The following is a 24,701-nucleotide window of genomic DNA, read 5'->3' on the forward strand; positions in this document are numbered from 1 at the left end:
GGGCGCGCACCGGTGCGCGCCCGCGGCGCCGTGGAACCGCCGGGGCCGGGCCGGCGGGGGTGCCGGTGGGGGTCAGGACAGGCCGAAACCGACCTTGCGCACCTCCGCGGCGCCGATGTCCACGTAGCCGAGCGAGGTGGCGGGAACCACCACGGTGCGGCCCTTCTCGTCCTTCAACCGCAGGACGCCGCCGTCGCTGAGCGCCGCGTCGACCGCGGACGCGATCTCCTCGCTGGTCTGGGCCGACTCGAACACCAGCTCGCGCGCCACGTTCTGCACGCCGATGCGAACCTCCACCGCTGTCCCTCCCGGGGTCGTCGATCGGGCCGGCACCACCCGTGCTCGGGGGTGCGGTCGTCCCGCGAGGCTAGTCGGAGCCGTGCCCGTGGACCGCGCCGGTGCGCGGTGAGTTCGCCGCCAGCGGACGGGGACGGCCCGCCGGCGCGGGTGGCATGCTCGGTGCGTGATCGCCGGACGCCCGCCCGCCGCCCGACGCCCGCCCTCCCGCCGGGGTCTGCTGCTCGCCGGGGCCGCGGCCCTCGCCGGCGCCGGCTGCACCGGTCCCGGCGGCGCAGCGCGCTCGGCCGCCTCGGCCGCCCCGCCGGGCACCGCCCCCGCGCCCACCGCGACCCCCACCGCGACCCCCACCCCCACCCCGACGCTGCCGCCGGGCCTGACCGAGGCCGACGTGGCCGCCGGGGTCCTGCAGCGGCAGGTGCCGCAGGCCGGGGGCGGCGCGCTGGAGGTGGTGCCCGGCTCCTCGCCGGCGCCCGCCTCGGCGCACGTGCGCACCCTGCGCGTGGAGGTCGAGCACGACCTCCACGCCGCCGGTCTGGTCGACCCCGCCCGGTTCGCCGACTTCGCCCTCGCCGTGCTCAACGACCCCCGCGGCTGGGGCGCCGGGGGGACGGTGAGCTTCGAGCGCACCGACGGCGACGCCGAGTTCCGCCTCGTGCTCGCCACCCCCGACACCTCAGCCGCGCTGTGCCGGCCGCTGCGCACGATGGGCACCCTCTCGTGCCGCGTGGGCGACGCGGCGGTGCTGACCTGGTACCGCTGGGTGGAGGCGATCCCCGACTACGGCGAGGACCGCACCGGCTACCGCCAGTACCTCGTCAACCACGAGGTCGGGCACCTGCTGGGGCACGGTCACGAGCCCAACCCCGGCCCCGGCCGGCTCGCGCCGGTGATGGTGCAGCAGACCAAGGGCCTGGACGGCGCCCTGCCCAACCCCTGGCCCCACCCCTGAGGTCGGCCGTGCGCGCCCGCGACCCGCTGGCCCTGCCCGTCCGCGCGGAGGAGGTCCTCGAGGTGGTCGAGGCCGTCCCGGCCGGCCGCGTCCTGACCTACGGCGACGTGGCGGAGGTCGTCGGCGACCGCGGCCCGCGGTTCGTGGGCGACGTGCTGCGCCGCTTCGGCTCCGGCGTGCCCTGGTGGCGGGTGCTGCGCGCCGACGGCAGCGCGGCACCGCCGCTGGCGCCGCGCGCGGTGGAGCGCTGGCGGGCGGAGGGCACGCCGCTGCGCCGCGACGACGCCGACCCCGCCCTGGTCAGGGTGGACCTGCGCAGCGCCCGCTGGGACGCCTCGGGGTTCGACCTCCCCGGCCCCGGCGGAGCGTGACGGCGACCGCGCGGGCCGTGAGCGCGGCGTGGCCGTGTCGGGGGCGTGTGGTGGCATGAGCGGTGTGCTGACGGAGGGTGCGGGGAGCGGGGGCGGCCGGGGCGGCGGGACGCCCCCCGGCGGGTGGCCGGGACCCGGCGGGGTGCCCCGGGGGCCGGCGGTCCCGCTGCTGCGGCGCGGCCCGGCCGCGGGCGGGGCCGGGCACGAGCTCGACGGGACCCAGCGCGCGGTGGTGGCGACCCGGCCCGGCAGCGGCCCGGTGGTGCTGCGCGGCGCGCCCGGCACCGGCCGCACGAGCACCCTGCGGGCCCTGGTCGCGGCCCGGGTCGAGCGCGACGGCGTCGCCCCCGACCGCGTCCTGGTGCTGGCGCCGAGCCGGCGCGAGGCCGGCGCGCTGCGCGACGAGCTGTCCCTGGCCCTGCGCCGCACGCTGGGCCAGCCCGCGGCGCGCACGCCCCAGGCCTACGCCTTCGGCCTGCTGCGCGCGGTGCACGCCCGCCGGGGCGACCCGCCGCCGCGCCTCATCTCCGGCGCCGAGCAGGACGCGATCCTCGCCGAGCTGCTGGCCGGGCACCTGGACGCGACCGCCACCGGCGACGACGTCACCGAGGCGTTCGGCCACGCCCTCGCCGCCGCGGGGCGCGCGAGCGCGGTGCGCGCCCCGGACTGGCCCTCGGACGTGCCGCGCGAGGCGTGGGGTCTGCGCAGCTTCCGCAACGAGCTGCGCGACCTGCTGATGCGCGCCGTCGAGCGCGGCCTGGCGCCGCAGGACCTCGCCGACCTCGCGGCCCGGCACGGCCGGCCGGAGTGGGCGGCCGCGGCCTCCGTGCTCGGCGAGTACGTCGGCGTGACCGCCTTCGACCCCGCGCGCGCCAACGCCTACGACCCCGCGGGCGTCGTCGACGAGGCCGTCGCGCAGCTGCTGGAGTCCCCGGAGGCGCTGGCCGCCGAGCGCGACCGCTGGCAGCTGGTGGCGGTGGACGACGCCCAGGAGCTGTCCGAGGCCGGTCTGCGCCTGGTCGAGGCCGTGGCCGGCGGCGGGCGCGACCTGCTGCTCGTCAGCGACCCCGACTCGGTGACGCAGGGCTTCCGCGGCGCCGACGCCCGCACCGCCTCGGCGCTGGCGGACCGCTTCCGCGCCGCCGACGGCGGCCCGGCGCCCACGGTGGTGCTCGGCACCGCGCACCGCCAGCAGCCGCTGGTGAGGGCGGTGACGTCCGCCGTCGCGACCCGCATCGGCGCGCTGGGCGGTGCGCCGCAGCGCGCGGCGCTGCCGGGCCGCCGGCCCGGCGCGGGGCCGGTGCCCGGCGGGGTGGACGTGGCGGTGCTCGCCTCGCCCACGCAGGAGGCCGCGTGGATCGCCCAGCTGCTGCGCAGGCGGCACCTCCTGGAGCAGGTGCCCTGGTCGTCGATGGCCGTGGTGGTGCGCTCGGCGGGGCACACGGCGGCGCTGCGGCGCGGCCTGGTCGCGGCCGGGGTCCCGCTGGCGGTGCCGCAGGCGGAGGTGCCGGTGCGCGACGAGCCGGCCGTGCACCCGCTGCTGACGGCGATGGAGGCGGTGCTGCGCCCGTCGACCTTCACCGCCGAGGTGGCGCGCGAGCTCGTCACCTCCCCGCTGGGCGGGGCCGACGTCGTGGCGCTGCGCCGGCTGCGGCAGTGCCTGCGCCGCGCCGAGCTCGCCGCCGGCGGCGGGCGCAGCAGCGACGCGGTGCTGGCCTCCGCGCTGGCCGGGGTGCTCGCCGGCGCCCGCGGCGCCGACGACCCGGCCACGGCCGACGTCGCGCTGCTGGCCGGCGACGACGAGGCGCTGCGCCCCGCCGAGCGGCTGGCCGCGGTGCTGCAGGCCGGACGGGCCGCCGCCCGCGAGGAGGACGCCGACGCGGAGCGGGTGCTCTGGGCGCTGTGGGAGGCGAGCGGCCTCGGTCCGCGCTGGCAGCGCGCCGCGCTGGCCCGCGGCGCCTCCGCGCGCGCCGACGCGGCCCGCGCCGACCGCGACCTGGACGCCGTGCTGGCCCTCTTCGAGGCCGCCGGCCGCTTCGTCGACCGCTTCCCCGGCACCGGCGGCGCGGAGCGGTTCCTGGACCAGATGCGTTCGGCGGAGGTCCCCGAGGACACCCTCGCCGACCGCGCCCCGGACACCGGCGCGGTGACCCTGACGACCCCGCAGGGCGCGGTGGGCCGCGAGTGGGACCTCGTGGTGGTGGCCGGCGTGCAGGAGGGCGTGTGGCCCGACCTGCGCCTGCGCGGTTCCGTGCTGGGCGCCCAGGCGCTCGTGGATGTCGTCGAGGGCCGCGACGCCGACGGTCCCGGAGCGCGCCGCGCCGTCCTGGAGGACGAGCTGCGGCTGTTCCACGTGGCGGTCTCCCGCGCCCGCGACGAGCTGGTCGTCACGGCCGTGCGCGCCGAGGACGAGCGCCCGTCGGCGTTCGTCGACCTCGTCGAGGCCGCCGCCCGGCCCGAGGGGGCCGAGGAGGAGCTGGACGAGGAGGGCGAGCGCCCGCTGACGCCGGTGCCGCGGCCGGTGTCGCTGCCGGCGCTGGTGGCCCGCCTGCGGCAGGTGGTGTGCGCGCCGCCGGCCGCGGAGACGCCCGCTCGCCGCGCCGCTGCCGCCCGGCACCTGGCACAGCTGGTCGCCGCGGGGGTGCCCGGCGCGGACCCGGCCGACTGGTACGGCGTGGACGACCTCACCGACGACGCCCCCCTGCGCGAGGACGGCGAGCAGGTGCCGGTCTCGCCGTCGCGGGTGGAGTCCTTCGAGCGGTGCGGCCTGCGCTGGCTGCTGGACTCCTCCGGCGCGCGCCCGGGCGACTCGGGCGTGCAGTCGCTGGGCAACCTCGTGCACCGCATCGCCTCCGAGGCGCCGGACGCCGACGCCGCCGAGCTGCAGCGGCGCCTGGACGTGCTGTGGCCGACGCTGGGCCTGCCCGACGGGTGGGTGACCTCGCGGCTGCGCACCCGGGCCGACGGGATGCTGCTCAAGCTCGCCGAGTACCACCGGCAGGTGCGCGCCGAGGGCCGCGCGCTCGTGGCGGTGGAGCAGGACGTCGACGTGGTCGTCGGCCGGGCCCGGGTGCGCGGCCGGGTGGACCGCCTGGAGCTCGACGCGCAGGGCCGCGCGGTGGTGGTGGACCTCAAGACGGGCCGCACGCCGCCGTCGAAGGCGGAGCTGGAGCGCCACCCGCAGCTGGGCGTGTACCAGCTGGTGGCGGAGGAGGGCGCGTTCGCCCCGCACGCGGCGGGCACCGGCGGTGCGGCCCTGGTCCAGCTGGGCACGAGCCACAAGAAGGTCGCCGTGCAGCGCCAGGAGACGCTGGGTGCCGGCGAGGACCCGCGCTGGGCGGCCGACCTGGTCGCCCGGACGGCCGAGGGGATGGCCGCACCGGTGTTCGAGGCCGTCGTGGGGCCGCACTGCACCTCCTGCCCGGTGCGCAGCAGCTGCCCCGCCCAGGACGCCGGCCGCAGCGTGTGCGAGGAGGACGGACGGTGACGAACACGACGGCGAGCAGCACGACGAGCAGCGCCGCGCACCTCGGTGGGCGGCGCGCGCCGCGCCTGGGCGCCGAGGAGATCGCCGAACGGCTGGGCCGTCCACGGCCCACACCCGAGCAGGTCGCCGTCATCGAGGCGCCCGTCGAGCCGCTGCTGGTCGTCGCCGGCGCCGGCTCGGGCAAGACCGAGACCATGTCGTCCCGGGTGGTCTGGCTGGTGGCCAACGGGCTGGTCGCGCCCGAGCATGTGCTGGGCCTGACCTTCACCCGTAAGGCCGCCGGCGAGCTGGCCGAGCGGGTGCGCAAGCGGCTGCGGGCGCTGCGGGCGCGGGGCCTGGGCGGGCCGGCCGCCGGTGACGGTCTGGGTGACGGCGAGCCGGTCGTGTCCACCTACCACGCCTACGCGGCCTCCCTGGTAACCGACCACGGCCTGCGCCTGGGGGTGGAGCCGCAGTCCACGGTGCTGTCCGAGGCCGGCACCTGGCAGCTGGCCGCGGAGGTCGTGGAGAGCTGGCGCGGGGACCTGCCCGGCGTGGAGGTGGCGCCCTCCACCGTCACCGCGGCGCTGGTGGAGCTGTCCGGCGAGTGCGCCGAGCACCTCGTGGAACCCGGCGACGTGGAGCGCTTCGTGGAGCGCTTCGAGGCCCGGGTGCGCGTCCTGCCCAAGGACGACAAGGCGGTCGCGAAGCTGGGCGCCCACGTGCCGGGGGAGCCGTACGCGAAGGTCCGCGAGGTGCTGGCGGTGCAGCGGGCGCGCCGCTCGCTGGTGCCGCTGCTGGTCGAGTACGCCCGCCGCAAGCGCGACGCCGAGCAGCTCGACTTCGGCGACCAGGTGCAGCTCGCGGCGCGGATGGCGCGGGAGGTGCCGGCGGTGGCCGCCGCTGAGCGCGCCGCGCACCGCGTGGTGCTGCTGGACGAGTACCAGGACACCAGCTACGCGCAGCTGACGCTGCTGCGGGCGCTGTTCGGCGACGGGCACCCGGTCACGGCGGTGGGCGACCCGCACCAGTCGATCTACGGCTGGCGCGGTGCCAGCGCGGGGAACCTGGCGAGCTTCCCGGCGCAGTTCCGCCGCGCCGACGACTCCCCGGCGCGGGTGGCGCCCCTGGCCACGAGCTGGCGCAACGACGAGGCGGTGCTCGCGGCCGCCAACGTGGTCGCCGAGCCGCTGTCGGCGGGCGCGGACGCAGCGGTGGTGCGGTTGCGCCCGCGCCCGGGGGCCGGCACCGGCCGGGTGCGCACGGGGTTCGCCGCGACGGTGGAGGAGGAGGCTGCCGAGGTCGCGGCCCGTCTGGCGGAGGTGTGGCGCGCCGACTCGGAACGCCTGGCCGTGGAGCGGAAGGTGCCGGGCGCCTCGCCGCGCCCGCGGCGCACCGCCGCGGTGCTGTGCCGCAAGCGCAGCCAGTTCACGGTGCTGCAGCGCGCGCTGCGCGACGCGGGTGTGCCGGTGGAGGTCGTCGGGCTGGGCGGGCTGCTGTCCACGCCCGAGGTCGTCGACGTCGTGGCGACCCTGCACGTCCTGCACGACCCCGGTCGCGGCGACCAGCTGGCCCGTCTGCTGACGGGGGCGCGCTGGCGGCTGGGGCCGCGCGACCTCGCGGCGCTGGGGGAGTGGGCGCGGCACCTCCAGCGGGTGCGCAGCGGCCGCTCCGGCGGTGACCCGGCGGACCCGGCGGACCCGGCGGACCCGGGCGCCGCGGAGGCGGCCGGCGCCCCGGCGGGGGGCGGGACCGTGGTCCTGCCCGACGAGGTGGAGGACGCCAGCCTGGTGGAGGCGCTGGACGAGCTGCCGCCGCCGTCGTGGCGGGGTTCCGCGGGGCGCGGCCTGTCGCCGCGCGCGCACGCCCGGCTGGCCCGGCTGGCCGGGGTGCTGCGGCACCTGCGCGCCCGCACCCACCTGCCGGTGCCGGAGCTGGTGGGCGAGGTCGAGCGCGCGCTGGTGCTGGACGTGGAGGTCGCCGCCCGCCCGGGCAGCTCCCCGGCGTTCGGGCGCACGCACCTGGACGCCCTGGCCGACGCCGCAGCGTCCTTCTCGGCCAGCGCCCGGCGCCCGGGCCTGGGGGGCTTCCTGTCGTGGCTGCAGGCGGCCGAGGCGCGCGAGCGGGGCCTGGAACCCGGCGCGGTGGACGTCTCCTCCGACGCGGTGCAGCTGCTCACGGTGCACGCCAGCAAGGGCCTGGAGTGGGACGTGGTGGCGGTGCCCGGACTGGTGGAGGGCGTCTTCCCCGCCGGCGGCGAGACGTCGTCGGGGTGGCTGAGCGGGCTGGGGGTGCTGCCGTACCCGCTGCGCGGCGACGCGGCGCACCTGCCCGTGCTCGACGTCGACGGGGTGGGCACGCAGAAGGAGCTGGACGGCGAGCGCGAGCGGTTCCGGGAGGCGTGCGGCGAGCACGAGATGGCCGAGGAACGGCGCCTGGCCTACGTGGCGTTCACCCGGGCCAAGGAGGAGCTGCTGCTCAGCGGTGCCCACTGGGACGACGCCGCGAAGCCGCGGGAGCCGTCGCGGTTCCTGCGGGAGGTCCTGCAGACCCCGTCGCTGCCCGGCCTGGTGAGCCTGCCTCCGGCGCCCGCGCCGGAGGCAGGCACGCCCAACCCCCGCACGTCCGTGCCGCAGCGCGTGGTGTGGCCGGTGGACCCGCTGGCGTCGCGCCGCGGCGAGGTCGAGGCGGGTGCCGCGGCGGTCCGCGCGGCCGCGGCGCAGCCGGGGAGGGGCGCGGCGCCGGGCGGGGCGCCGGACCCGGAGGTCGACGGCTGGGCGCAGCAGGTGGAGCTGCTGCTCACCGAGCGCGCGGCGGCCGGGACCACCGGCGGCGTGCTGCTCCCGGCGCACCTGTCGGCCTCGCGGCTGGTGGCGCTGGCGCAGGACCGCGACTCGCTGGCGCTGCAGCTGCGCCGCCCGGTGCCGCAGCAGCCGCGCCCCGCGACGCGCCGCGGCACCGCGTTCCACGCCTGGCTGGAGCACCGGTTCACGGCCAGCTCCCTGCTGGACCTGACGGACCTGCCCGGCGCCGCCGACGAGGACGCCGCCGACGACCGCGAGCTGGCGGCGCTGCAGCGGCACTACCTGGCCAGCGAGTGGGCCGAGCGCGACCCGGTGGCGGTGGAGGTGTCGGTGGAGACGCCGGTGGCGGGCATCGCGGTGCGCGGGCGCATCGACGCGGTCTTCCGCGCCCCGGGACCCGACGGGCGGGCCCGCTGGGACGTTGTCGACTGGAAGACGGGCCGGCCGCCGGCCGGTGAGGCGGCGCGGGCCCGCGACGTGCAGCTGGCCGTGTACCGCCTGGCGTGGTCGCGCTGGCACGGGGTGCCGCTGGAGGACGTCAGCGCGGCGTTCTTCTACGCCTCCACCGGGGAGACGGTCCGGCCGGTGGACCTGTTCGGCGCCGAGGACCTCGAACGCCTGGTGACGTCGGTGCCGGTGGCCGACCGGGAGGTCTGACCCCGCCCGTCACCCTCCAGCCCCGGCGGTGCGCCTCACAGGTCCAGGTCCACGACGACCGCGCGGTGGTCGCTGCCGCCGACCCGCTCGACGCGCCCGGCGGTGCGCGCGTCCGGCGCCAGCCCGTCGGCCAGCGCGTGGTCCAGCTGGACGCGCGGCGCGGGGGCGGGGAACGTGGGTCCCGCCACCAGCGGGCGCCACGGCAGCACGCGCCCCACGACGCCGGGCGGCAGGTTCAGGTCGCCCAGCAGGACCAGCGGCCGCGGCAGGTCCTGCGCCCAGCGCCGCAGCTCGCGCAGCTGCGCCACCGCGCGCAGGGGGGAGAACGACAGGTGGGTGCCCAGCACGCTCACCGGGCGCGACCCGCCGCCGGCGCCGGGCGCGCGGGCGTCGACGACGGCGGCCACGACGGCGCGCGGCTCGTCGGGGACGAGCCGCAGCCGCCGGCCGGCGCCGGGCGGCAGCACCAGCGGCAGGCGCGCCGAACCGGCCGCCACCCGCAGCTCCCGCCACTCCAGCACGGGCAGCCGCGACAGCAGCGCCACGCCGTAGGACGGCTCCCCGGGCACGGTCGCCGCGGCGGGCCGGAAGGAGCCCGGTGCCCCGGGCGTGCCGTGCACCGCGGCGGCGAAGCGGGCCCCGTCGCGGCGCACCCCGCAGGCGCGGGCGAGGACCGCCGTCTGGTCGGCACCGCCGCTGCGGGGCAGCAGGGAGTCGACCTCCTGCACGGCCACGACGTCGGCGCCCAGGGCGGCCACGGCCGCGGCGAGCCTGTCGGTGTCGACGCGCCCGGTGGCGAGGTCGCGCCCCGAGGCGGCGTTGACCGACGCCACGCGCAGGCGCCGCGCGGTCCCGGGCAGCTCAGATCCCCAGGGGCACGGCGTCGGCGTGGGCGTCGAGGTCGTCGAGCATGCGCCGGGCGTCCTCGACGATCTCCTCGTCCTCGGTGCGCAGGCCCAGCAGCAGCCACCGGGCCAGGGCCAGCTCGCCCGCCAGGCGCGCCCGCAGCAGCAGGTCGGGGTCCAGGGGGTCGTGGCGGGCGTGGGCGTACGCCTCCAGGACCGACTCCAGCGCGTCGGGGTCGGCCCCCACGGCCAGCCAGGCGAAGTCGTCGGCGGGGTCGGCGACCTTGGCGTCCACCCAGCCGGTGATGCCGGTCAGGGCGCTGCCGTCGGTGCGCACGTGCTCGCCGACGAGGTCGCCGTGCACCGGCGTGGCGGCGAAGCGCCAGCGCGCGACGTCCTCCATGAGCACCTCCCAGCGGGTCAGCAGCCGCGGGGGGACGTGGCCGGTGGCGGCGGCGCGGTCCAGCTCGGACAGCCGCCGCCGTCGGTACTCCTCGGCGTCGTAGACGGGCACGCCGGCGTCGGCGAAGACCGCGACGTCGATCTGGTGCAGGGCCGCCAGGCCCGTGCCGACCGAGCGCGCCAGGCCGGGGCCAGGTCGCAGGTCCTCCGGGTGCAGGGGGCTGCCGGGCAGCTGGGGGGTCACCACGCACCGCCCGCCCTCGCCGAGCGCGACGGTGCCGGCGGCGCGGGGCACCGCGAACGGCAGCGGCTCGTGCAGCCCGGACAGCAGCTCCAGCTCGGCGTCCAGGGCCGCGGCTGCGGCGGGGCGCCGGGGGGCGCGCACGGTGAAGCGGCGCTCCGCGGCGTCCACCACGACGGCGACGTCGAAGTCCGCGCCGTCGGTCTCCGCCGGGCCCGCGGCGACGACCTCGAGACCGGGGACGGCGGCGGTGGCGAGGGCGGCGAGGACCTGGGGCGAGCGGGTGGGCACGGGGCAACGGTAGAGCGCGGCGCGCTCCGTAGGGTGGAGCGGTGACGAACCACGCCGTCGGTGCCGCCTCGACCGCCTCGACAGGGTCCGGTGGGGTGGCGTTGCCGGCCCCGCCGCTGCGCGACCTGGCCCTGTCCCGCCAGCGGCTGGACCGGGCGGGCGCGCGCCGCAGGCAGGAGGACCTGCTGCAGCGGCTGTGGAGCTCGGCCGCCACCCGGGTGCTGCGGGTGCACGCCGGCCGGGCGCCGGTGGTGAGCACCGCGCAGGGCCTGGAGCTGGTGCTGCGCGCCCCGGGCGAGGTGCCGCCGCCCGGCGCGGACGACCTGGTGCTGTACCTCGGCACCGACGGGGACGCGGAGTTCGTCGCGGTGGTCTCCGCCGACGCCGAGCCGGAGGTCGCCGACGGCTCGGCGGGCGGCGAGGAGTGGCGGGGGCTGCGGGAGGTGGGCGAGGCCCTGGGCGACCGCGACGCGGGCCTGCTCACCGAAGCCGTCTCGATGGGCAACTGGCACGCGGTGACCCGGTTCTCCTCGCGCACGGGCCAGCCGCTGGAGGCCGTGTCGGCGGGCTGGGTGAAGCGGGAGCCGGACGGCAAGGAGCACTTCCCCCGCACGGACGCCGCGGTGATCATGGCGGTGATCAGCCCGGACGACCGGCTCCTGCTGGGCCACCAGCCGGTCTGGCCGGCCAACCGCTACTCCGTGCTGGCGGGTTTCGTCGAGCCCGGTGAGTGCTTCGAGGACACGGTGCGCCGGGAGGTGCTGGAGGAGGCCGGGATCGTCGTCGGCCCCGGTCCGGAGGACGTGCGCTACCTGGGCAGCCAGCCGTGGCCGTTCCCCGCCTCGCTCATGGTGGGTTTCGCGGCGCGCGCGGTCACCACGGACATCCGGGTCGACGGCGACGAGATCGCCCTCGCGCGCTGGTTCACCCGCGAGGAGCTCGCCGAGGAGGTGCGGGCCGGCCGGGTGCTGCCGCCCCCGGCGGTGTCGATCGCGCGGCGGCTCATCGAGGCGTGGTTCGGCGGCCCGCTGCCGGTCCCGGGCGACGACCGCTGGTGAGCGAGCGCCGTCAGCGCAGCAGCTCCGCGGGGTGCCGGGGGTCCTCGCAGCGCAGCACCGCCGTGGCGCGCTCGACGGGGTCGGACTCCGCCAGGTAGCGGTGCCAGGCGCCCAGGACCCGCTCGGCGTCGGTGGGGTCCACCCGGCGGCGCACCGCTGCGTCGGAGGTCGACAGGTGCACGACGGCGTCCAGGCCCCGGCGCAGCTCGTCGCGCAGCAGGAACGGCCCGGCGAGCACGAGGACGGCGTCGTCGGGCACGGCCTCGCGCGGGGCGCGGGAGGCCCGGTCGGTGGCCGGGTCGTACAGGGACGGCACCCACCAGCGGCCGGTGCGCGCGCCGAGGGGGTCCAGGACCTCGCGGTGCAGGCCGGCGACGTCGAGCCAGTCGTCGTGGAAGGCGTCGGGGTCGTCGCGGCCGTGCTCGAGGCGCAGCGAGCGGGGGCGCCAGAAGCCGCTCCAGACCGTCACGAGCACGGGGCGGGCGGCCGCGCGCAGCGCGTCGGCCACGTGAGCGGCGTACCAGGCGGTGTCGGCGTCCACGGCGCCGTCGACGCCGACGCGCGCACCGGCCGGCAGCGACGCGGCCCACCGTCCCGCGAACTCCGCGGGGCCGGTGGGCCGGTGGGTGGTGCTCACGCGGCTGCTCAGGCGCCCAGGCGCGCCTTCACCTCGGCGAGGGAGGGGTTGGTGGCTGCGGAGCCGTCGGGGAAGAGCAGGGTGGGCACGGTCTGGTTGCCGCCGTTGACCTGCATGACGTACTCGGCCGCGTCGGGCACCTCCTCGATGTTGACCTCCGAGTAGCTGATGCCCTCGCGGTCCATCTGGGACTTCAGGCGGCGGCAGTACCCGCACCACGTCGTCGTGAACATGGTGACGCTGCCCGCGGCCGGCGCCTCGATCGTCGACACTGCTCCTCCTCCGTCGCGGGTGGTTCCCGCTCCGCGGGCTGCAACCGCGGATCCACCGCCCCTCTTCCCGCCGGTGCGTCCACACCCGTCGGCGCCGCCTGCTCCCGCCCGTCCGGGGCGCTTGAGAGGATGGGCCCCGCCATGACGACCGTTCCCGACCTCCGCCGCTCCGCCGCGTCCGCCGACTCCGTGCTCGAGGGCCTCGACCCCGAGCAGCGCCAGGTCGCCACGACCCTCGACGGCCCCGTGTGCGTGCTCGCCGGTGCCGGCACCGGCAAGACGCGGGCCATCACCCACCGCATCGCCTACGGCGTGCACTCCGGTGCCTACGTGCCCAACCGGGTGCTGGCGGTGACGTTCACGGCGCGCGCAGCGGGGGAGATGCGCACCCGGCTGCGCGACCTGGGCGTGGCGGGCGTGCAGGCTCGCACCTTCCACGCCGCGGCCCTGCGCCAGCTGCAGTTCTTCTGGCCGCAGGCGATCGGCGGCACCCTGCCCAACCTCGCGGAGCACAAGGCGCCGCTGGTGGCCGACGCCTGCAACCGGCTGCGGCTGCAGTCCGACCGCGCGCGGGTGCGCGACCTCGCGGCCGAGGTGGAGTGGACCAAGGTCATGCTCGTGGACGCCGACGACTACGTCGCTGCGGCCACGCGCGCCGGCCGGGGCGAGCCGGGCGGGCTGGACCTGGCGACGGTGGCGCGCCTGGTGCGCACCTACGAGGAGGTCAAGACCGACCGCGCCGTCATCGACTTCGAGGACGTGCTGCTGCTGACGGCGGGCATCCTCGACGAGCGTCCCGAGGTGGCCGCCACGGTGCGCCAGCAGTACCGGCACTTCGTCGTCGACGAGTACCAGGACGTCTCGCCGCTGCAGCAGCGGCTGCTGGACCTGTGGCTGGGCGAGCGCGAGGACCTCTGCGTCGTGGGCGACGCCAGCCAGACGATCTACTCCTTCGCCGGCGCCACCCCCGAGCACCTGCTGGACTTCCCCCGCCGCCACCCCGGCGCGACCGTCGTGCGGCTCGTGCGCGACTACCGATCCACCCCGGAGGTCGTGGGTCTGGCCAACTCGGTCCTGTCGATGGCCACCGGCCGGCACGCCCGCGCCCGCCTGGAGCTCATCGCGCAGCGGCCCTCGGGCCCGGCGCCCACCTTCACCGCGTACGACGACGACGTCGCCGAGGCCGCCGGCGTCGCGGCGCGCATCGCCGCGGAGGTGCGCGCCGGGCGCAGCGCGAAGGACGTCGCGGTCCTGTTCCGCACGAACGGCCAGTCGCAGGCGCTGGAGTCCGCCCTGGCCGACGCCGGCGTCGGCTACGTCGTGCGCGGCGGGGAGCGCTTCTTCTCCCGCAAGGAGGTCCGCGACGCGGTCGTGCTGCTGCGCGGTGCGACGCGCGCCGCGCTGCCCGGGCACGACCTCGGCGCGGAGACCCGCGCGGTGCTGACGTCGGCGGGCTGGGCCGAGCGCGCCCCCAGCGCGGCGGGGTCCGTGCGGGAGCGGTGGGAGTCGCTGCAGGCGCTGGTGGTGCTGGCCGACGAGCTGGCGGCCACCCGCCCCGGTGCGCAGCTGGCCGACCTCGTCGAGGAGCTCACCGAGCGGGCCTCCGCGCAGCACGCCCCCACGGTCGACGGGGTGACGCTGGCCTCCTTCCACGCCGCCAAGGGTCTGGAGTGGGACGTCGTGCACCTGGTCGGCGTCAGCGAGGGGCTGCTGCCGATCTCCTTCGCCGAGACCCCCGACGAGGTCGAGGAGGAGCGCCGGCTGCTCTACGTGGGCGTGACCCGCGCCCGTGAGGCCGTGCACATCTCCTGGGCCAACGCCCGCACGCCCGGCGGCCGGGCCAGCCGCAAGCCCTCGAGGTTCCTGGACAACCTGCGGCCCGAGACCGCCGGCGGTGCCGCCGCGCGCGGGCGCGCGGCGTCCTCGCGCGCGGCGCGGCGGTCGGGTCCGGTGCTGTGCCGGGTGTGCGGGGCGTCGCTGACGGGCGCGGTGGAGCGCAAGCTGGGGCGCTGCGCGGACTGCCCCTCCAGCTACGACGAGGCGGTGTACGAACGCCTGCGCGAGTGGCGCGCCGGTACCAGCCGGGCGGCGTCGGTGCCGGCGTACGTGGTGTTCACCGACGCCACCCTCACCGCCATCGCCGAGGCGATGCCGGCCGACACCGGTGCGCTGGCGCGCATCCCGGGGGTGGGCCCGGCGAAGCTGGAGAAGTACGGCGAGGAGGTCCTGGCGGTCCTGACCGCCGGGTGAGTCGAGCAGAATCCCTGCGGGACAACGGATCCGCCCGCACCAGGTGCTTCCCGGCGGAGCAGTTGCGCCCTGAGCGGAAAAAAACGTTGTGGCGCCCAGACGGCTGCCCCTAGAGTCGAAGCACACCGCGCGGGGGACCGCGCCCACCGCGAGCAGCGCAGAGGAGGGCAGCACCGATGGACACCACCACGACCGCGAACGTCGACATGCGCACCGCGCTCGACGCGACGCCCGCTGCCCTGTGCCGCTCCGCCGTCACCTGGAAGCCCAGCCACGCCTCCACCCCGGGTCTGACCACGGGTGGAGTGCGTCCGGTCGCCCCCGCCGTGCGCCTGCGCGGCGGTGTGGAGGCCTACCGCCTGCGCGCCCAGGGCTCCTCCCTCGCCGGCATCGGCGCCCGTTCCACCGTCCCGTCCTCGGGGACCACGCTCACGAGTCCACCGGTCTAGCACCAGACCGGCGCTCTCCTGGCCGCGGATCCCGACACTTCGGGTCCGCGGCCTTTCTGCGTCTGCGGGCTCTCCTTCCCGGCAGTTCCACCGCCTCGCAGAGAACCCAGAGAGATGACCGTGCGCACCACCACCACCCGCCCCAGCACCGGTTCCAGCGCCGACCCGCACCGTTCGCGTCCCACCGAGAACCCCGCCCGCCAGAAGGAGGTGAGCGGCGTGCAGCGCCGCCACGCGACCGACCCCCTGCCCTGCCGACGCTACGACTCCGAGCTCTGGTTCGCCGAGTCGCCGGCCGACGTGGAGCTGGCCAAAGCGCTGTGCACCGATTGCCCGCTGCGCAACGCCTGCCTCGCAGGCGCCCTGGAGCGCGGCGAGCCGTGGGGGGTGTGGGGCGGCCAGCTCGTCCTGGCCGGTGTCGTCGTGCCCCGCAAGCGCCCGCGCGGCCGCCCGCGCAAGCACCCCGTCGCCGCGTGAACCCGTCGATCAGCAGCCCAGGAGATCTCGTGAGCCCCAGGAGGGACGAAGTGTCGTACGTCGAGGAAGCCCTGTTCCGGGAACGCCTCGCCGAGGCGCACCGCACGGCCGAGCGTTCCCGCGTCGTGCGGGCGCTGCGGGCGCGGCGGCGGGCCGAGGTGGCCGCCCGACGCGCCGAGCGGCTCGCCGTCCGGGCCGAGCTGGCCCTGGCCGCGGCGACGGCCGGCGCGGGGCGTTCCGCGCCCGCGTGAGCGCCGCCCCCGTGCCCCGCTGACCTCAGCGGGGCACGGGTTCCGCCACCGGCAGGTCCAGGCACCCGCACTGCGGGTGCGGCGACCACCGTCGCTGCTGCACCACCCCCTCGGGCAGCAGCAGCTCCAGCGTCGTGCCGAGCGCTGCGGGCCGGGCGCCGTCCAGGTGCGCCAGCACCTGCAGCGCCGCGAGCCCCGCGAGCGCCGCGGCCGTCGCGGTCTCCTCCACGGCCCCGCCCGCCGCCGCTGCGAACCGGTCCCGCACACCCGGCCAGCCGGGGTCCGCGTCGGTGCGGTGCAGGTCCAGGCAGCGCAGGCACGGTGTCGCCCCCGGCAGCACCAGCGGCCCGACGAGCGCGTCGGTGTCGCGCAGCACGACCGACAGGTGCGGCACCCCCTCGGCCACCAGGCCGTCCGCCGCGACGGCGTCCGCGGCGTGGTGGTCCACGAGCACGACGAGGTCCGCGCGGGCCGGCTCGGCCCCGGGCACCCCCGGCACCGGGTGCAGCCGCTCGGCGAGCCGCCGGGCGCGGTTCAGCGCGACCGCCCCGCGCGCCAGTCCCACCTCCTCGGGCCGGGCGCCCACCGGCCCGGTGTCACCGGCCGTCACGGGGGCGGGGTCCTGCGCCAGCAACCCCCCTACGCCGGCGGCCGCCAGCACCGGCAGCAGGGCCGCTCCGGTGCGTCCGCACCCCACGACCGCCACCACCGCGGAGCGTCGGACCCGCAGGCGCTCGGCCGCCACCGGCCCCGAGGGGTCGTACGCCGCCCACGCCAGCGCGTCGGGGCCCCACGCCGCGGTGGCCGGTGTCGCGGCCAGCGCCTCGGCGCCCGAGCGGACCCGGCCCGCCGGCACGGCACCGACGCTCACGAGGTCGTCGAGCACCCGCTGGGCGCGCTGTGCCGAGGTGCCGGTGCCGGGGCCCTCCCGGGAGAGCAGCGCCGCCAGGTCGGCCTCCGCGAAGGGGCCGGCGACGCCGCCGCTGCGAGGTGAGGACCCCACCTGCAGCCGGCCGCCGGGGCGACGGGCGAGGGGGAGGCCCAGGGGGCTGCTGACGGGACCGGCGGGCACGCGCACACCCTGCCGCAGCGCGCCCGGCCCCGGCCCGCGTCGTCCACAGCCCCCTGCCCGCCGGCGCCCGACGCCCGGCGGCCCGCCGCGGGTCGGGGAGCCCGCCTCAGGAGGCCTTGCCGAGGATGCGGTTCAGGTTCGTGCCGCACACCGGGCACTGCCCCTTGGCCATCCGGCGCCCGTTCGTCTCCACGACCTGGCCCTCGGCCTGCCGCTTCTCCTTGCACTTCACGCAGTAGAACTCGCCCTGGTAGGTGTCGGCCACGGTGCGCCTCCTCGGGTACCTCGCCGGCCACCGGGCTGTCCGGCGGCTCCCGGGCATCGTGCCCCCAGCGGGCCCGCGGGGCGCGTCGGCGCCCGGCCGCGGGGCCGAACCCCTCCCCAGCGCGGGGCGCGCACGGTACCTTGCCCGGATGAGGGCCGACCAGGCGGGGCCAGCCGACGGCGCCGTGGTCACGGTCACGGGCGGCGCCGGCCGCTCCGTCGAGCCGTCCACGGGCGCGAGCCCGCCCGTCGACGTCCGGCGCAGCCGCCGGCGCTCGCGCACGGTGTCCGCCTACCGCGACGGCGAGCGCACGGTCGTGCTGATCCCGGCCCGCTTCTCCCGGGCGGAGGAGCGCGAGTGGGTCGAGCGCATGGTCTCGCGGCTGGATGCGGCGGACCGCCGCCGCAACCCTGCCGAGGACGACCTGCTGGAGCGCGCGCGGGAGCTCTCGCGCCGCCACCTGGACGACCTGGCGAGGCCCGCGTCGGTGACGTGGGTGGACAACCAGCAGCACCGCTGGGGCTCGTGCACCCCCGCCGACGCGAGCATCCGGCTGTCCACCCGGCTGCAGGGCCTGCCCGGCTGGGTGCTCGACTACGTGCTGCTGCACGAGCTGGCGCACCTGCTGGTGCCCACCCACTCGCGGTCGTTCTGGCAGTTGCTGGAGTCCTACCCGCGCACGGAACGGGCCCGCGGCTTCCTGGCGGGACTGGACCACGTCGCCGGGCGCGATCCCGAAGCCGAGGCCGACGACGCGCCCGAGGAGCCCGCCGGTGGGACGGTGCGGTCCGACGCGGACGACGCGGTCGGCCGCGGTCCCGCCCGCAGCACGGGCTGAGGCGGGACCGCGGTCCTCAGCGCCCGGGACCCCCCTGGGTGGGCCCGTCGCCCTGCTCGTCGGGGCCCTGCTCGTCGGGGCCCTGCTCGTCCGGGCCCTGCTCACTGCCTGCGCCGGTCCCGGGAGCGCCGCCGTCCAGCAGGTCGCGCAGCGCGGCGTCCATGGCGTCCTCGTCCTTCCGGGGCCCGCGCTCGAGGCGGCGCTCGACGAACGCGGCGGCGTCGTCGAGGTCCTCGGCGGTGGGTAGCAGGTCGGGGTGGTCCCACACGGCGTCGCGGGCGGCGGCGCCGCCGCTGGCCAGCAGCTGCTCCCACAGGGCCGTGGCCTCGCGGGCACGCCGCGGGCGCAGCTCCAGGCCCACGAGCACCGCGAAGGCGTGCTCGGCGGGACCACCGGTGGCGCGGCGGCGGCGCACCGTCTCGCGCAGCGCCGCCGCGTGCGGCAGCACCCGCCCGGCGGCCTCGTCGCTGACGTGGTCGACCCAGCCCTCGACGAGGGCCAGGGCGGTCTCCAGCCGCGCCAGGGCGGCCTTCTGCTGCGGGGTGCTCTCGGGCTCGAAGATGCCCGAGCCGAGCGCCTCCTGCAGCGACTCGGGGTTCGTCGGGTCCACCGAGCGGGCGGCCTCGGCGATGCGCTCGGCGTCCACGGAGATGCCTCGGGCGAAGGACTCCACGCTGCCCAGCAGGTGCCCGCGCAACCACGGCACGTGCGCGAACAGGCGCTGGTGGGCGGCCTCGCGCAGCGCCAGGTAGCGGCGCACCTCGTCCAGGGGCACCTCCAGCCCCTCGGCGAACGCCGCGACCCCCGCCGGCAGCAGCGCGGCGCGCCCGCTGGGTGCCAGCGGCAGCCCGATGTCGGTGGTGCTGAGGACCTCGCCGGCGAGGGTGCCGACGGCCTGCCCGACCTGCATGCCGAAGACGCCACCGCCCACCTGGCGCAGCATCGCCCCCGCCGAGCCGAGCATCGCCGCCATCTCCGGCGGGGCCTGGGCGGCCATGGCCTCGCCCATGGCGTCGGCGACGTTCGTGGCGACCGGCTCCACGAGCTGACGCCACACCGGCATGGTGCGCTCCACCCACTCGGCGCGGCTCCACGCCTCGGCGGTGGTGGGGGCCTGCTCGACGTCGGTCACGCCGTCGAGCCACAGGTCGGCCACGCGCAACGCGTCCTCGACCGCGCGGCGCTCGGCGGCCCCGGGGGTGGGGTCGCCGGCCTGCGCGGCGGCCTGCCGGGCGAGGTCGTGGGCGACGTCCCAGTTGACCGGGGCGTCGCCGGGGGTGGACAGGAACTTCTGCAGCTGGGCCAGGACCTGCCCCATGAGGGCCGGGTCGAGCCCGCCCTCGCCCAGTCCGGGGATGCCGCCCGGGAACCCGGGGAACCCGGGGATCCCGCCCTGGCCGCCGGCGGCACCGCCGCCCTGGCCGCCGAGCCCGCCCAGCAGGGGGCCCAACAGGTCCTCCAGCGGGTTGCCGCTGCCCCCCTGGCCGGGCTGCTTGCCGGGTGTGCCCGAGGGCCGGAAGCCGGGCTGGCCCGCCTCGCCGCGCTCGGGCTCGCCGCCGGCCGAGCCGTCCCCGGCCTTGCGGGGGTCTCGGTCCCGGCCGTCCTCGGGGCCCTGGGGCTCCTCGTCGCCTCGCTGGTCCACGGTGATCCTCCGCATCGTCCGCCGGGTGCGGACCCATTCTGGCCCTCCCGTCCGTGGAGCGACGAGCGGCCGCCCGCCGTGGTTCCGCCGCGGCCCCCCTGATCGCCCGCGGCGAACGCCCCGCGGACGGGCCGTAGGGTGCTCGGGTGCCGCCAGCGACGCCGCCCGCGCAGGACCCGCCCGACACCGGGCACGGGCCGCAGCGGCCCTCCTCGTCGCGCGCAGCGCTGCTGGCCGCCTCCTCCTTCTGCGCGGTGGCCCTGGTCGCCCTGGTGGGTGTGCTCGACGTGCCCTACGTGAGCCTGAGCCCGGGCCCGGTGCGCGACGTCCTGGCCGAGCCGGCCGTGGACGGCGGGCAGGCCGGGGACGAGGGGGCGGGCGAGGAGGTGCTCGTGGAGGTCTCCGGTGCGCCCACGTACCCCACCGAGGGCCGGCTGGACCTGACCACGGTGTCGCTGCGCGGCGGCCCCGGGCTGGAGCAGTCGCTGTGGGAGGTGCTGCTCGCCTGGCGCGACCCGCAGGTGTCCGTGGTGCCCCGGGAGCTGTACTACTCCCCGCTCACCTCCCGGGAGGAGGCGGACGCGCTCAGCGCCGCGGAGATGGCGGGCTCGCAGGAGGCCGCCGTGGTGGCGGCCCTGACCGAGCTCGGCATCGAGGTCAGCGCCACCACCACCCGGCGCGTGCAGGAGGTCACCCCCGCGGCCCCGGCCTCGGACGTGCTGCGCCCGGGTGACGTCATCACGTCCGTGGACGGCGTGGAGGTGGCCGGCTTCGACGAGCTGAAGGCGGCGGTGGAGGCCCTGCCGGGCGGCGCCGAGGTGCGCCTGGGCCTGTCCCGCGGCGGCGAGGACATCGAGGTCACCACGCGCACCTACGCGCCGGAGGGCCGGACGCTGCTGGGGATCGTCCCGGACGTCGAGTACGACTCCCCGGTGGACGTGGACATCGCCATCGACGACATCGGGGGTCCCAGCGCGGGCACGGTGTTCGCGCTCGCGGTGGTGGACCTGCTGACCCCCGGCGCCCTGACGGGGGGTGAGCACGTCGCGGGGACGGGTGCGATCGCCGCGGACGGCACCGTCCTGCCCATCGGCGGCCTGCGGCAGAAGGTGATCGGTGCGCGCCGGGCGGGGGCGACGTGGTTCCTCGCCCCCGCCCGGGAGTGCGGGGAGGTGGCCGGGACGACACCCCCGGGCATCACGGTGGTGGGCGTGACCACGCTGCACGATGCCCGCGAGGCGGTGGAGGCCATCGGCGGGGGCCGCGGCGACGAGGTGGCGACCTGCGACGAGGTGGCGGCGGGCTGACCCCGCCCGGCGGGCTCAGTCCTGCAGGGTCGCCTGCAGCGCGCTGACCAGGCCCGGCACCAGGTCGGCGCCGGTGGCCACCTCCCCGTCGGAGTCCTTGGAGCGCGAGCGCACGGCGCACTCGTGGCTGCCGTCGCGCAGCACGCCCACGGCGATGCGCACGTCCTCGGCCAGCGGGTGCGCCGCCAGCGCGGCCGCGCGCGCCTCCTCGTCGTCGGCGGGGGTGGCGGCGCGCACCTCGGCCTCGGCGTCCGGCGGCACGAGGAGGCGCTCCACGACGAGCGCGGCGCCGTCGACGCCGGCGGGCCAGGCCAGCTGCCCCAGCAGCTCGTCGAGGTCGGCGACGTCGGGCAGGCCGTCCTGCTCGACGGACGTCAGGTGGCCGGTGTCGGCGCGCGCCTCGGCGACGACGTGCTCGGGCAGGCGCTGGGCCAGCTGCGGGTCGCGGTCCAGGGCGTCGGCGGTGCGGACGAGCGCGAACAGCCGCAGGGGAGCGCCCCAGCCGTCACCGGCGACGTAGCGCTCGATCTCGGCGACCGTGCGCCACAGGGAGCTGGAGGGCGGGATCGGGGGGGCGGTCGAGGTGGTCGGGTCGGGCTCGTTCACGGCCCCGATGGTGGCACGACCGCCGCAGCACGGGTGCGGCGTGCAACGAAGAGGTCACGATCCGGTGTGTCGGGCACCCGGGCGGCGGCTTGTAAGTTGCCTGCTCGTGAGCTTCCCTCCTCGTCGCCCCGCGCGGCCGGTGCTGCGGCGACGGCGCCGCGGCGCCGCCCTGCCCACGGTGCTGGTCCTGGCCGCCCTGGTCGTGGCCGTCGTCATCGGCGCCCGCATCGCCACCGACGTGTGGTGGTTCGGCCAGCTGGGCTTCCTGTCCACCTTCACCACGAAGCTGTGGCTGCAGCTGGCCCTGTTCGTGGCCGGTGCCGCGCTGCTGGGCGGGGCGGTCGCCCTGTCGCTGACGCTGGGGTACCGCACGCGCCCCGTGTACGCGCCGATCTCCACCGAGCAGGCCGGCCTCGACCGCTACCGCGAGTCGCTGGAGCCGCTGCGCCGTCTGGTCGTGGTGGTGCTGTCGGTGGCCGCGGCCCTGTTCGGCGGGTCGGTGGCGATGAGCCGCTGGGAGTCCCTGCTGCTGTGGTGGAACCGCACCGAGTTCGGGGCGGTCGACGAGCAGTTCGGGCTGGACCAGGGCTTCTACGTCTTCACCCTGCCGTGGCTGGGGTTCCTGGTGAGCTTCCTGTCGGCGGCGGTGGTGCTGGCCGGCCTGGCGGCCCTGGCGACCCACTACCTGTACGGGGGCCTGCGGCTGTCCGGCGGTGGCCCGCGCACCACGCGCGAGGCCCGCATCCACCTGGCGGTGCTGGCGGCCCTGTTCCTGCTGCTGCGCGGGGCGGGCTACTGGCTGGACCGCTACGAGGTCATGGTCAGCGAGTCGGACAACATCCGCATCGACGACCTGGTGGGCCCGTCCTACACCGACGTGCACGCGGTGCTGCCGGCCAAGGCGATCCTGGCGATCGTCGCGGTGGTCGTCGCGCTGCTGTTCGTGGCGGCCGCGGCGGGTGCCTCCTGGCGGCTGCCGGCCATCGGCACCGGCCTGCTGGTGGTCAGCGCGATCGCGGTCGGCGGCATCTACCCGTGGGCGGTGCAGCGCTTCCAGGTCAACCCCAACCGGCAGGCGCTGGAGGCCGAGTTCGTCGGCAAGAACATCGAGGCCACCCGTGACGCCTACGACCTCGCGGACACGGAGACCACCGACTACCAGCCCGACACGACCGTGACGCCCGGCCAGCTGCAGCGGGACGCCGAGACCATCCCCGGCATCCGGCTGCTGGACCCCAACGTCGTGTCCACGGCGTTCCGCCAGACCCAGGGGCAGCGCAACTACTACGCCTTCCCCGACCCGCTGGACGTGGACCGCTACCGGCTCGACGAGGACGGCAGCACGCAGGACACCGTGATCGCGGCCCGCGAGCTGAACCTCGACGGCCTCAGCGACTCGCAGCGCACCTGGGTCAACCTGCACACCGTCTACACCCACGGCTACGGCGTCGTCGCGGCCCGCGGCAACGAGCGCGCTCCCGACGGCCGCCCGTCGTACTTCGAGGCCAACATCCCCTCGACGGGCCAGCTGGGCGACTACGAGCCGCGCATCTACTTCGGTGAGCAGACCGAGGACTACTCGATCGTCGGCGGCGGCGACCCGGTGGAGATCGACTACCCGGACAACTCCCCGGAGGGCTACGCGCGCACCACGTACACCGGTGAGGGCGGCGTGCCCGTGGGCGGGCTGCTGCGCAAGGCGATCTACGCGCTGAAGTTCGCCGACCAGAACATCCTGCTGTCCGACCAGGTCAACCCGGACTCGCGCATCCTGTACGACCGCACCCCGCGCGAGCGGGTGGAGAAGGTCGCGCCGTGGCTGACCCTGGACGGCGACGCCTACCCGGCCGTCGTGGACGGGCGGGTCCTGTGGATCCTCGACGCCTACACCACGTCGGCGTCCTTCCCGTACTCCTCGACGACCCGGCTGGGCGAGGTGACGGTGGACTCCCTGACGCAGACGCAGAGCGTGCAGGCGCTGCAGGACCGCACGGTGAACTACGTGCGCAACTCGGTGAAGGCGACCGTGGACGCCTACTCGGGCGAGGTGACGCTGTACGAGTGGGACGACAGCGACCCGGTGCTGCAGGCCTGGATGAACGCGTTCCCCGGCGCGGTGCAGCCGCTGTCGGAGATCAGCGGCTCCCTGATGGGCCACCTGCGCTACCCGCAGGACATGTTCAAGGTGCAGCGCGAGGTGCTGGCCCGCTACCACGTCACCGACCCGCGTTCCTTCCTCACGGGGCAGGACTTCTGGCAGGTGCCGGCCGACCCGACCTCCGAGGTGCCCGAGGGCCAGCAGCGCCCGGCGCAGCCGCCGTACTACCTGACCCTGGAGATGCCCGGCCAGGACGACCCGGCGTTCAGCCTCACCACGACGTACGTGCCGACCTCGAACAACCGCGGCGCCAGCAGCCAGATCATCACGGGCTTCGCGGCGGTGGACTCCGACGCGGGCACCACGGCCGGGGAGAAGAGCGACGGCTACGGCACGATCCGCCTGCTGGAGCTGCCGCAGTCGTCCGTCATCGCCGGCCCGGTGCAGATCCAGAACGACATCCAGTCCAACGCGGCGGTCGCCGAGCAGGTGCGACTGCTGAGCCTCGGCCAGGGCTCGGAGGTCATCTACGGCAACCTGCTGACGCTGCCCGTGGGCGGCGGGCTGCTGTACGTGGAGCCGATCTACGCGCGCAGCACCGGCGAGAACGCCTTCCCGCAGCTGCGCAAGGTGGTGGCGGTGTTCGGCGACCAGATCGCCATCGCCGACACGCTGGACGCCGCGCTGGACGACGTGTTCGGCGGGGACTCCGGCGCGACCGCCGGCGACGAGGGCGTCGCGCCCGTCGACGAGACGCCCGCCCAGGACGGCGGGCCGTCGCCGGAGCCGACGGCCAGCCCGTCGCCGGGCAGCCCGGTGCCGGTGGACGGCGACCCGCAGGTCCAGCTGCAGACGGCCCTGGAGGCCGCCCGCACCGCCATCCAGGACTCGGCGACGGCGCTGGCGCAGCAGGACTTCGCGGCGTACGGGGAGGCGCAGGACCGGCTGCGGGCGGCGGTGGAGTCGGCCACGGCCGCGCAGGAGGCGCTCGCGGGAGCGACGGGCGCGGACGCCACGCCCTGACGCTGCTGCGGCACCGCGGGGGGGGGGGGGGGGGGGGGGGGGGGGGGGGGGGGGGGGGGGGGGGGGGGGGGGGGGGGGGGGGGGGGGGGGGGGGGGGGGGGGGGGGGGGGGGGGGGGGGGGGGGGGGGGG

General features: G+C 77.6%; 21 protein-coding genes. 12 read left to right on the forward strand and 9 right to left on the reverse strand.

From position 1 onward, the window contains the following. Nucleotides 1–72: 72 nt before the first annotated feature. Complete coding sequence (locus ACRYR8_RS16560; protein ID WP_432485557.1) at nucleotides 73–297, reverse strand: DUF3107 domain-containing protein; 225 nt, start codon at nucleotides 295–297, stop codon at nucleotides 73–75. A 166-nt stretch (nucleotides 298–463) separates the two neighbouring features. Here ACRYR8_RS16560 and ACRYR8_RS16565 point away from each other — a divergent pair, with 166 nt between their 5' ends. The 4 genes from ACRYR8_RS16565 to ACRYR8_RS16580 all read left to right on the forward strand — a co-directional run bounded on the left by ACRYR8_RS16565 (nucleotide 464) and on the right by ACRYR8_RS16580 (nucleotide 8,547). Next, nucleotides 464–1,249 (forward strand): DUF3152 domain-containing protein, encoded by a 786-nt coding sequence (locus ACRYR8_RS16565; RefSeq protein WP_432485558.1) that lies wholly within the window; start codon nucleotides 464–466, stop codon nucleotides 1,247–1,249. A gap of 8 nt (nucleotides 1,250–1,257) precedes the next feature. After that, nucleotides 1,258–1,620, forward strand: coding sequence for an MGMT family protein (locus ACRYR8_RS16570; protein ID WP_432485559.1), 363 nt, complete (start codon nucleotides 1,258–1,260; stop codon nucleotides 1,618–1,620). A 142-nt stretch (nucleotides 1,621–1,762) separates the two neighbouring features. Beyond that, nucleotides 1,763–5,107 carry an ATP-dependent helicase gene (locus ACRYR8_RS16575; RefSeq protein WP_432485560.1) on the forward strand — a complete coding sequence of 1,115 codons (3,345 nt, stop codon included), beginning with the start codon at nucleotides 1,763–1,765 and terminating at the stop codon, nucleotides 5,105–5,107. After that, nucleotides 5,104–8,547 carry an ATP-dependent helicase gene (locus ACRYR8_RS16580; protein ID WP_432485561.1) on the forward strand — a complete coding sequence of 1,148 codons (3,444 nt, stop codon included), beginning with the start codon at nucleotides 5,104–5,106 and terminating at the stop codon, nucleotides 8,545–8,547. Before ACRYR8_RS16575 ends, ACRYR8_RS16580 begins: the two co-directional genes overlap by 4 nt. A gap of 35 nt (nucleotides 8,548–8,582) precedes the next feature. Here ACRYR8_RS16580 and ACRYR8_RS16585 read toward each other — a convergent pair whose 3' ends face one another. Further along, nucleotides 8,583–9,386, reverse strand: coding sequence for an endonuclease/exonuclease/phosphatase family protein (locus ACRYR8_RS16585; protein WP_432485574.1), 804 nt, complete (start codon nucleotides 9,384–9,386; stop codon nucleotides 8,583–8,585). Nucleotides 9,387–9,408: 22 nt separating this feature from the next. Next, nucleotides 9,409–10,326, reverse strand: a complete 918-nt coding sequence (locus ACRYR8_RS16590; protein WP_432485562.1) for a phosphotransferase — start codon at nucleotides 10,324–10,326, stop codon at nucleotides 9,409–9,411. 41 nt (nucleotides 10,327–10,367) lie between these two features. Between ACRYR8_RS16590 and nudC the strand changes: the two genes are divergently transcribed. Next, complete coding sequence (nudC, locus tag ACRYR8_RS16595; RefSeq protein ID WP_432485563.1) at nucleotides 10,368–11,384, forward strand: NAD(+) diphosphatase; 1,017 nt, start codon at nucleotides 10,368–10,370, stop codon at nucleotides 11,382–11,384. Nucleotides 11,385–11,394: 10 nt separating this feature from the next. Here the strand turns inward: nudC and ACRYR8_RS16600 are convergent, their stop codons facing one another. Then, entirely contained in the window at nucleotides 11,395–12,021 is a 627-nt protein-coding gene (locus ACRYR8_RS16600; RefSeq protein WP_432485564.1) for a nucleoside/nucleotide kinase family protein, read from the reverse strand. An 8-nt stretch (nucleotides 12,022–12,029) separates the two neighbouring features. Then, nucleotides 12,030–12,254 (reverse strand): mycoredoxin, encoded by a 225-nt coding sequence (locus ACRYR8_RS16605; protein WP_432485575.1) that lies wholly within the window; start codon nucleotides 12,252–12,254, stop codon nucleotides 12,030–12,032. Nucleotides 12,255–12,434: 180 nt separating this feature from the next. On the opposite strand from ACRYR8_RS16605, the gene ACRYR8_RS16610 reads away from it, so the two are divergent. From ACRYR8_RS16610 to ACRYR8_RS16625, 4 genes are all read left to right on the forward strand, one after another. After that, the gene (locus tag ACRYR8_RS16610; protein WP_432485565.1) at nucleotides 12,435–14,543 is read left to right on the forward strand and encodes an ATP-dependent DNA helicase UvrD2; all 2,109 of its coding nucleotides are present in this window, start codon (nucleotides 12,435–12,437) and stop codon (nucleotides 14,541–14,543) included. 176 nt (nucleotides 14,544–14,719) lie between these two features. After that, nucleotides 14,720–14,992, forward strand: coding sequence for a hypothetical protein (locus ACRYR8_RS16615; protein WP_432485566.1), 273 nt, complete (start codon nucleotides 14,720–14,722; stop codon nucleotides 14,990–14,992). Nucleotides 14,993–15,202: 210 nt separating this feature from the next. Beyond that, entirely contained in the window at nucleotides 15,203–15,469 is a 267-nt protein-coding gene (locus tag ACRYR8_RS16620; RefSeq protein ID WP_432485576.1) for a WhiB family transcriptional regulator, read from the forward strand. A 29-nt stretch (nucleotides 15,470–15,498) separates the two neighbouring features. Beyond that, the gene (locus ACRYR8_RS16625) at nucleotides 15,499–15,720 is read left to right on the forward strand and encodes a hypothetical protein (protein WP_432485567.1); all 222 of its coding nucleotides are present in this window, start codon (nucleotides 15,499–15,501) and stop codon (nucleotides 15,718–15,720) included. A 25-nt stretch (nucleotides 15,721–15,745) separates the two neighbouring features. Here the strand turns inward: ACRYR8_RS16625 and ACRYR8_RS16630 are convergent, their stop codons facing one another. After that, the gene (locus ACRYR8_RS16630; RefSeq protein ID WP_432485568.1) at nucleotides 15,746–16,792 is read right to left on the reverse strand and encodes a ThiF family adenylyltransferase; all 1,047 of its coding nucleotides are present in this window, start codon (nucleotides 16,790–16,792) and stop codon (nucleotides 15,746–15,748) included. Between the two features lie 106 nt (nucleotides 16,793–16,898). Beyond that, on the reverse strand, nucleotides 16,899–17,057 hold the full coding sequence (locus tag ACRYR8_RS16635; RefSeq protein ID WP_242127531.1) for a DUF5679 domain-containing protein: 159 nt from the start codon (nucleotides 17,055–17,057) through the stop codon (nucleotides 16,899–16,901). Between the two features lie 148 nt (nucleotides 17,058–17,205). Here ACRYR8_RS16635 and ACRYR8_RS16640 point away from each other — a divergent pair, with 148 nt between their 5' ends. Next, nucleotides 17,206–17,895 (forward strand): M48 metallopeptidase family protein, encoded by a 690-nt coding sequence (locus ACRYR8_RS16640; RefSeq protein WP_432485569.1) that lies wholly within the window; start codon nucleotides 17,206–17,208, stop codon nucleotides 17,893–17,895. A 16-nt stretch (nucleotides 17,896–17,911) separates the two neighbouring features. Here the strand turns inward: ACRYR8_RS16640 and ACRYR8_RS16645 are convergent, their stop codons facing one another. Next, the gene (locus tag ACRYR8_RS16645) at nucleotides 17,912–19,537 is read right to left on the reverse strand and encodes a zinc-dependent metalloprotease (protein WP_432485570.1); all 1,626 of its coding nucleotides are present in this window, start codon (nucleotides 19,535–19,537) and stop codon (nucleotides 17,912–17,914) included. A gap of 146 nt (nucleotides 19,538–19,683) precedes the next feature. Here ACRYR8_RS16645 and ACRYR8_RS16650 point away from each other — a divergent pair, with 146 nt between their 5' ends. After that, the gene (locus ACRYR8_RS16650; RefSeq protein ID WP_432485571.1) at nucleotides 19,684–20,844 is read left to right on the forward strand and encodes a YlbL family protein; all 1,161 of its coding nucleotides are present in this window, start codon (nucleotides 19,684–19,686) and stop codon (nucleotides 20,842–20,844) included. Between the two features lie 15 nt (nucleotides 20,845–20,859). Here the strand turns inward: ACRYR8_RS16650 and ACRYR8_RS16655 are convergent, their stop codons facing one another. After that, nucleotides 20,860–21,450, reverse strand: a complete 591-nt coding sequence (locus ACRYR8_RS16655) for a PPA1309 family protein (protein WP_432485572.1) — start codon at nucleotides 21,448–21,450, stop codon at nucleotides 20,860–20,862. 106 nt (nucleotides 21,451–21,556) lie between these two features. Between ACRYR8_RS16655 and ACRYR8_RS16660 the strand changes: the two genes are divergently transcribed. Beyond that, on the forward strand, nucleotides 21,557–24,571 hold the full coding sequence (locus ACRYR8_RS16660) for a UPF0182 family membrane protein (RefSeq protein WP_432485573.1): 3,015 nt from the start codon (nucleotides 21,557–21,559) through the stop codon (nucleotides 24,569–24,571). Nucleotides 24,572–24,701 lie beyond the last annotated feature (130 nt).

It is taken from the genome of Kineococcus esterisolvens (assembly GCF_050871405.1).
Lineage (GTDB): Bacteria > Actinomycetota > Actinomycetes > Actinomycetales > Kineococcaceae > Kineococcus.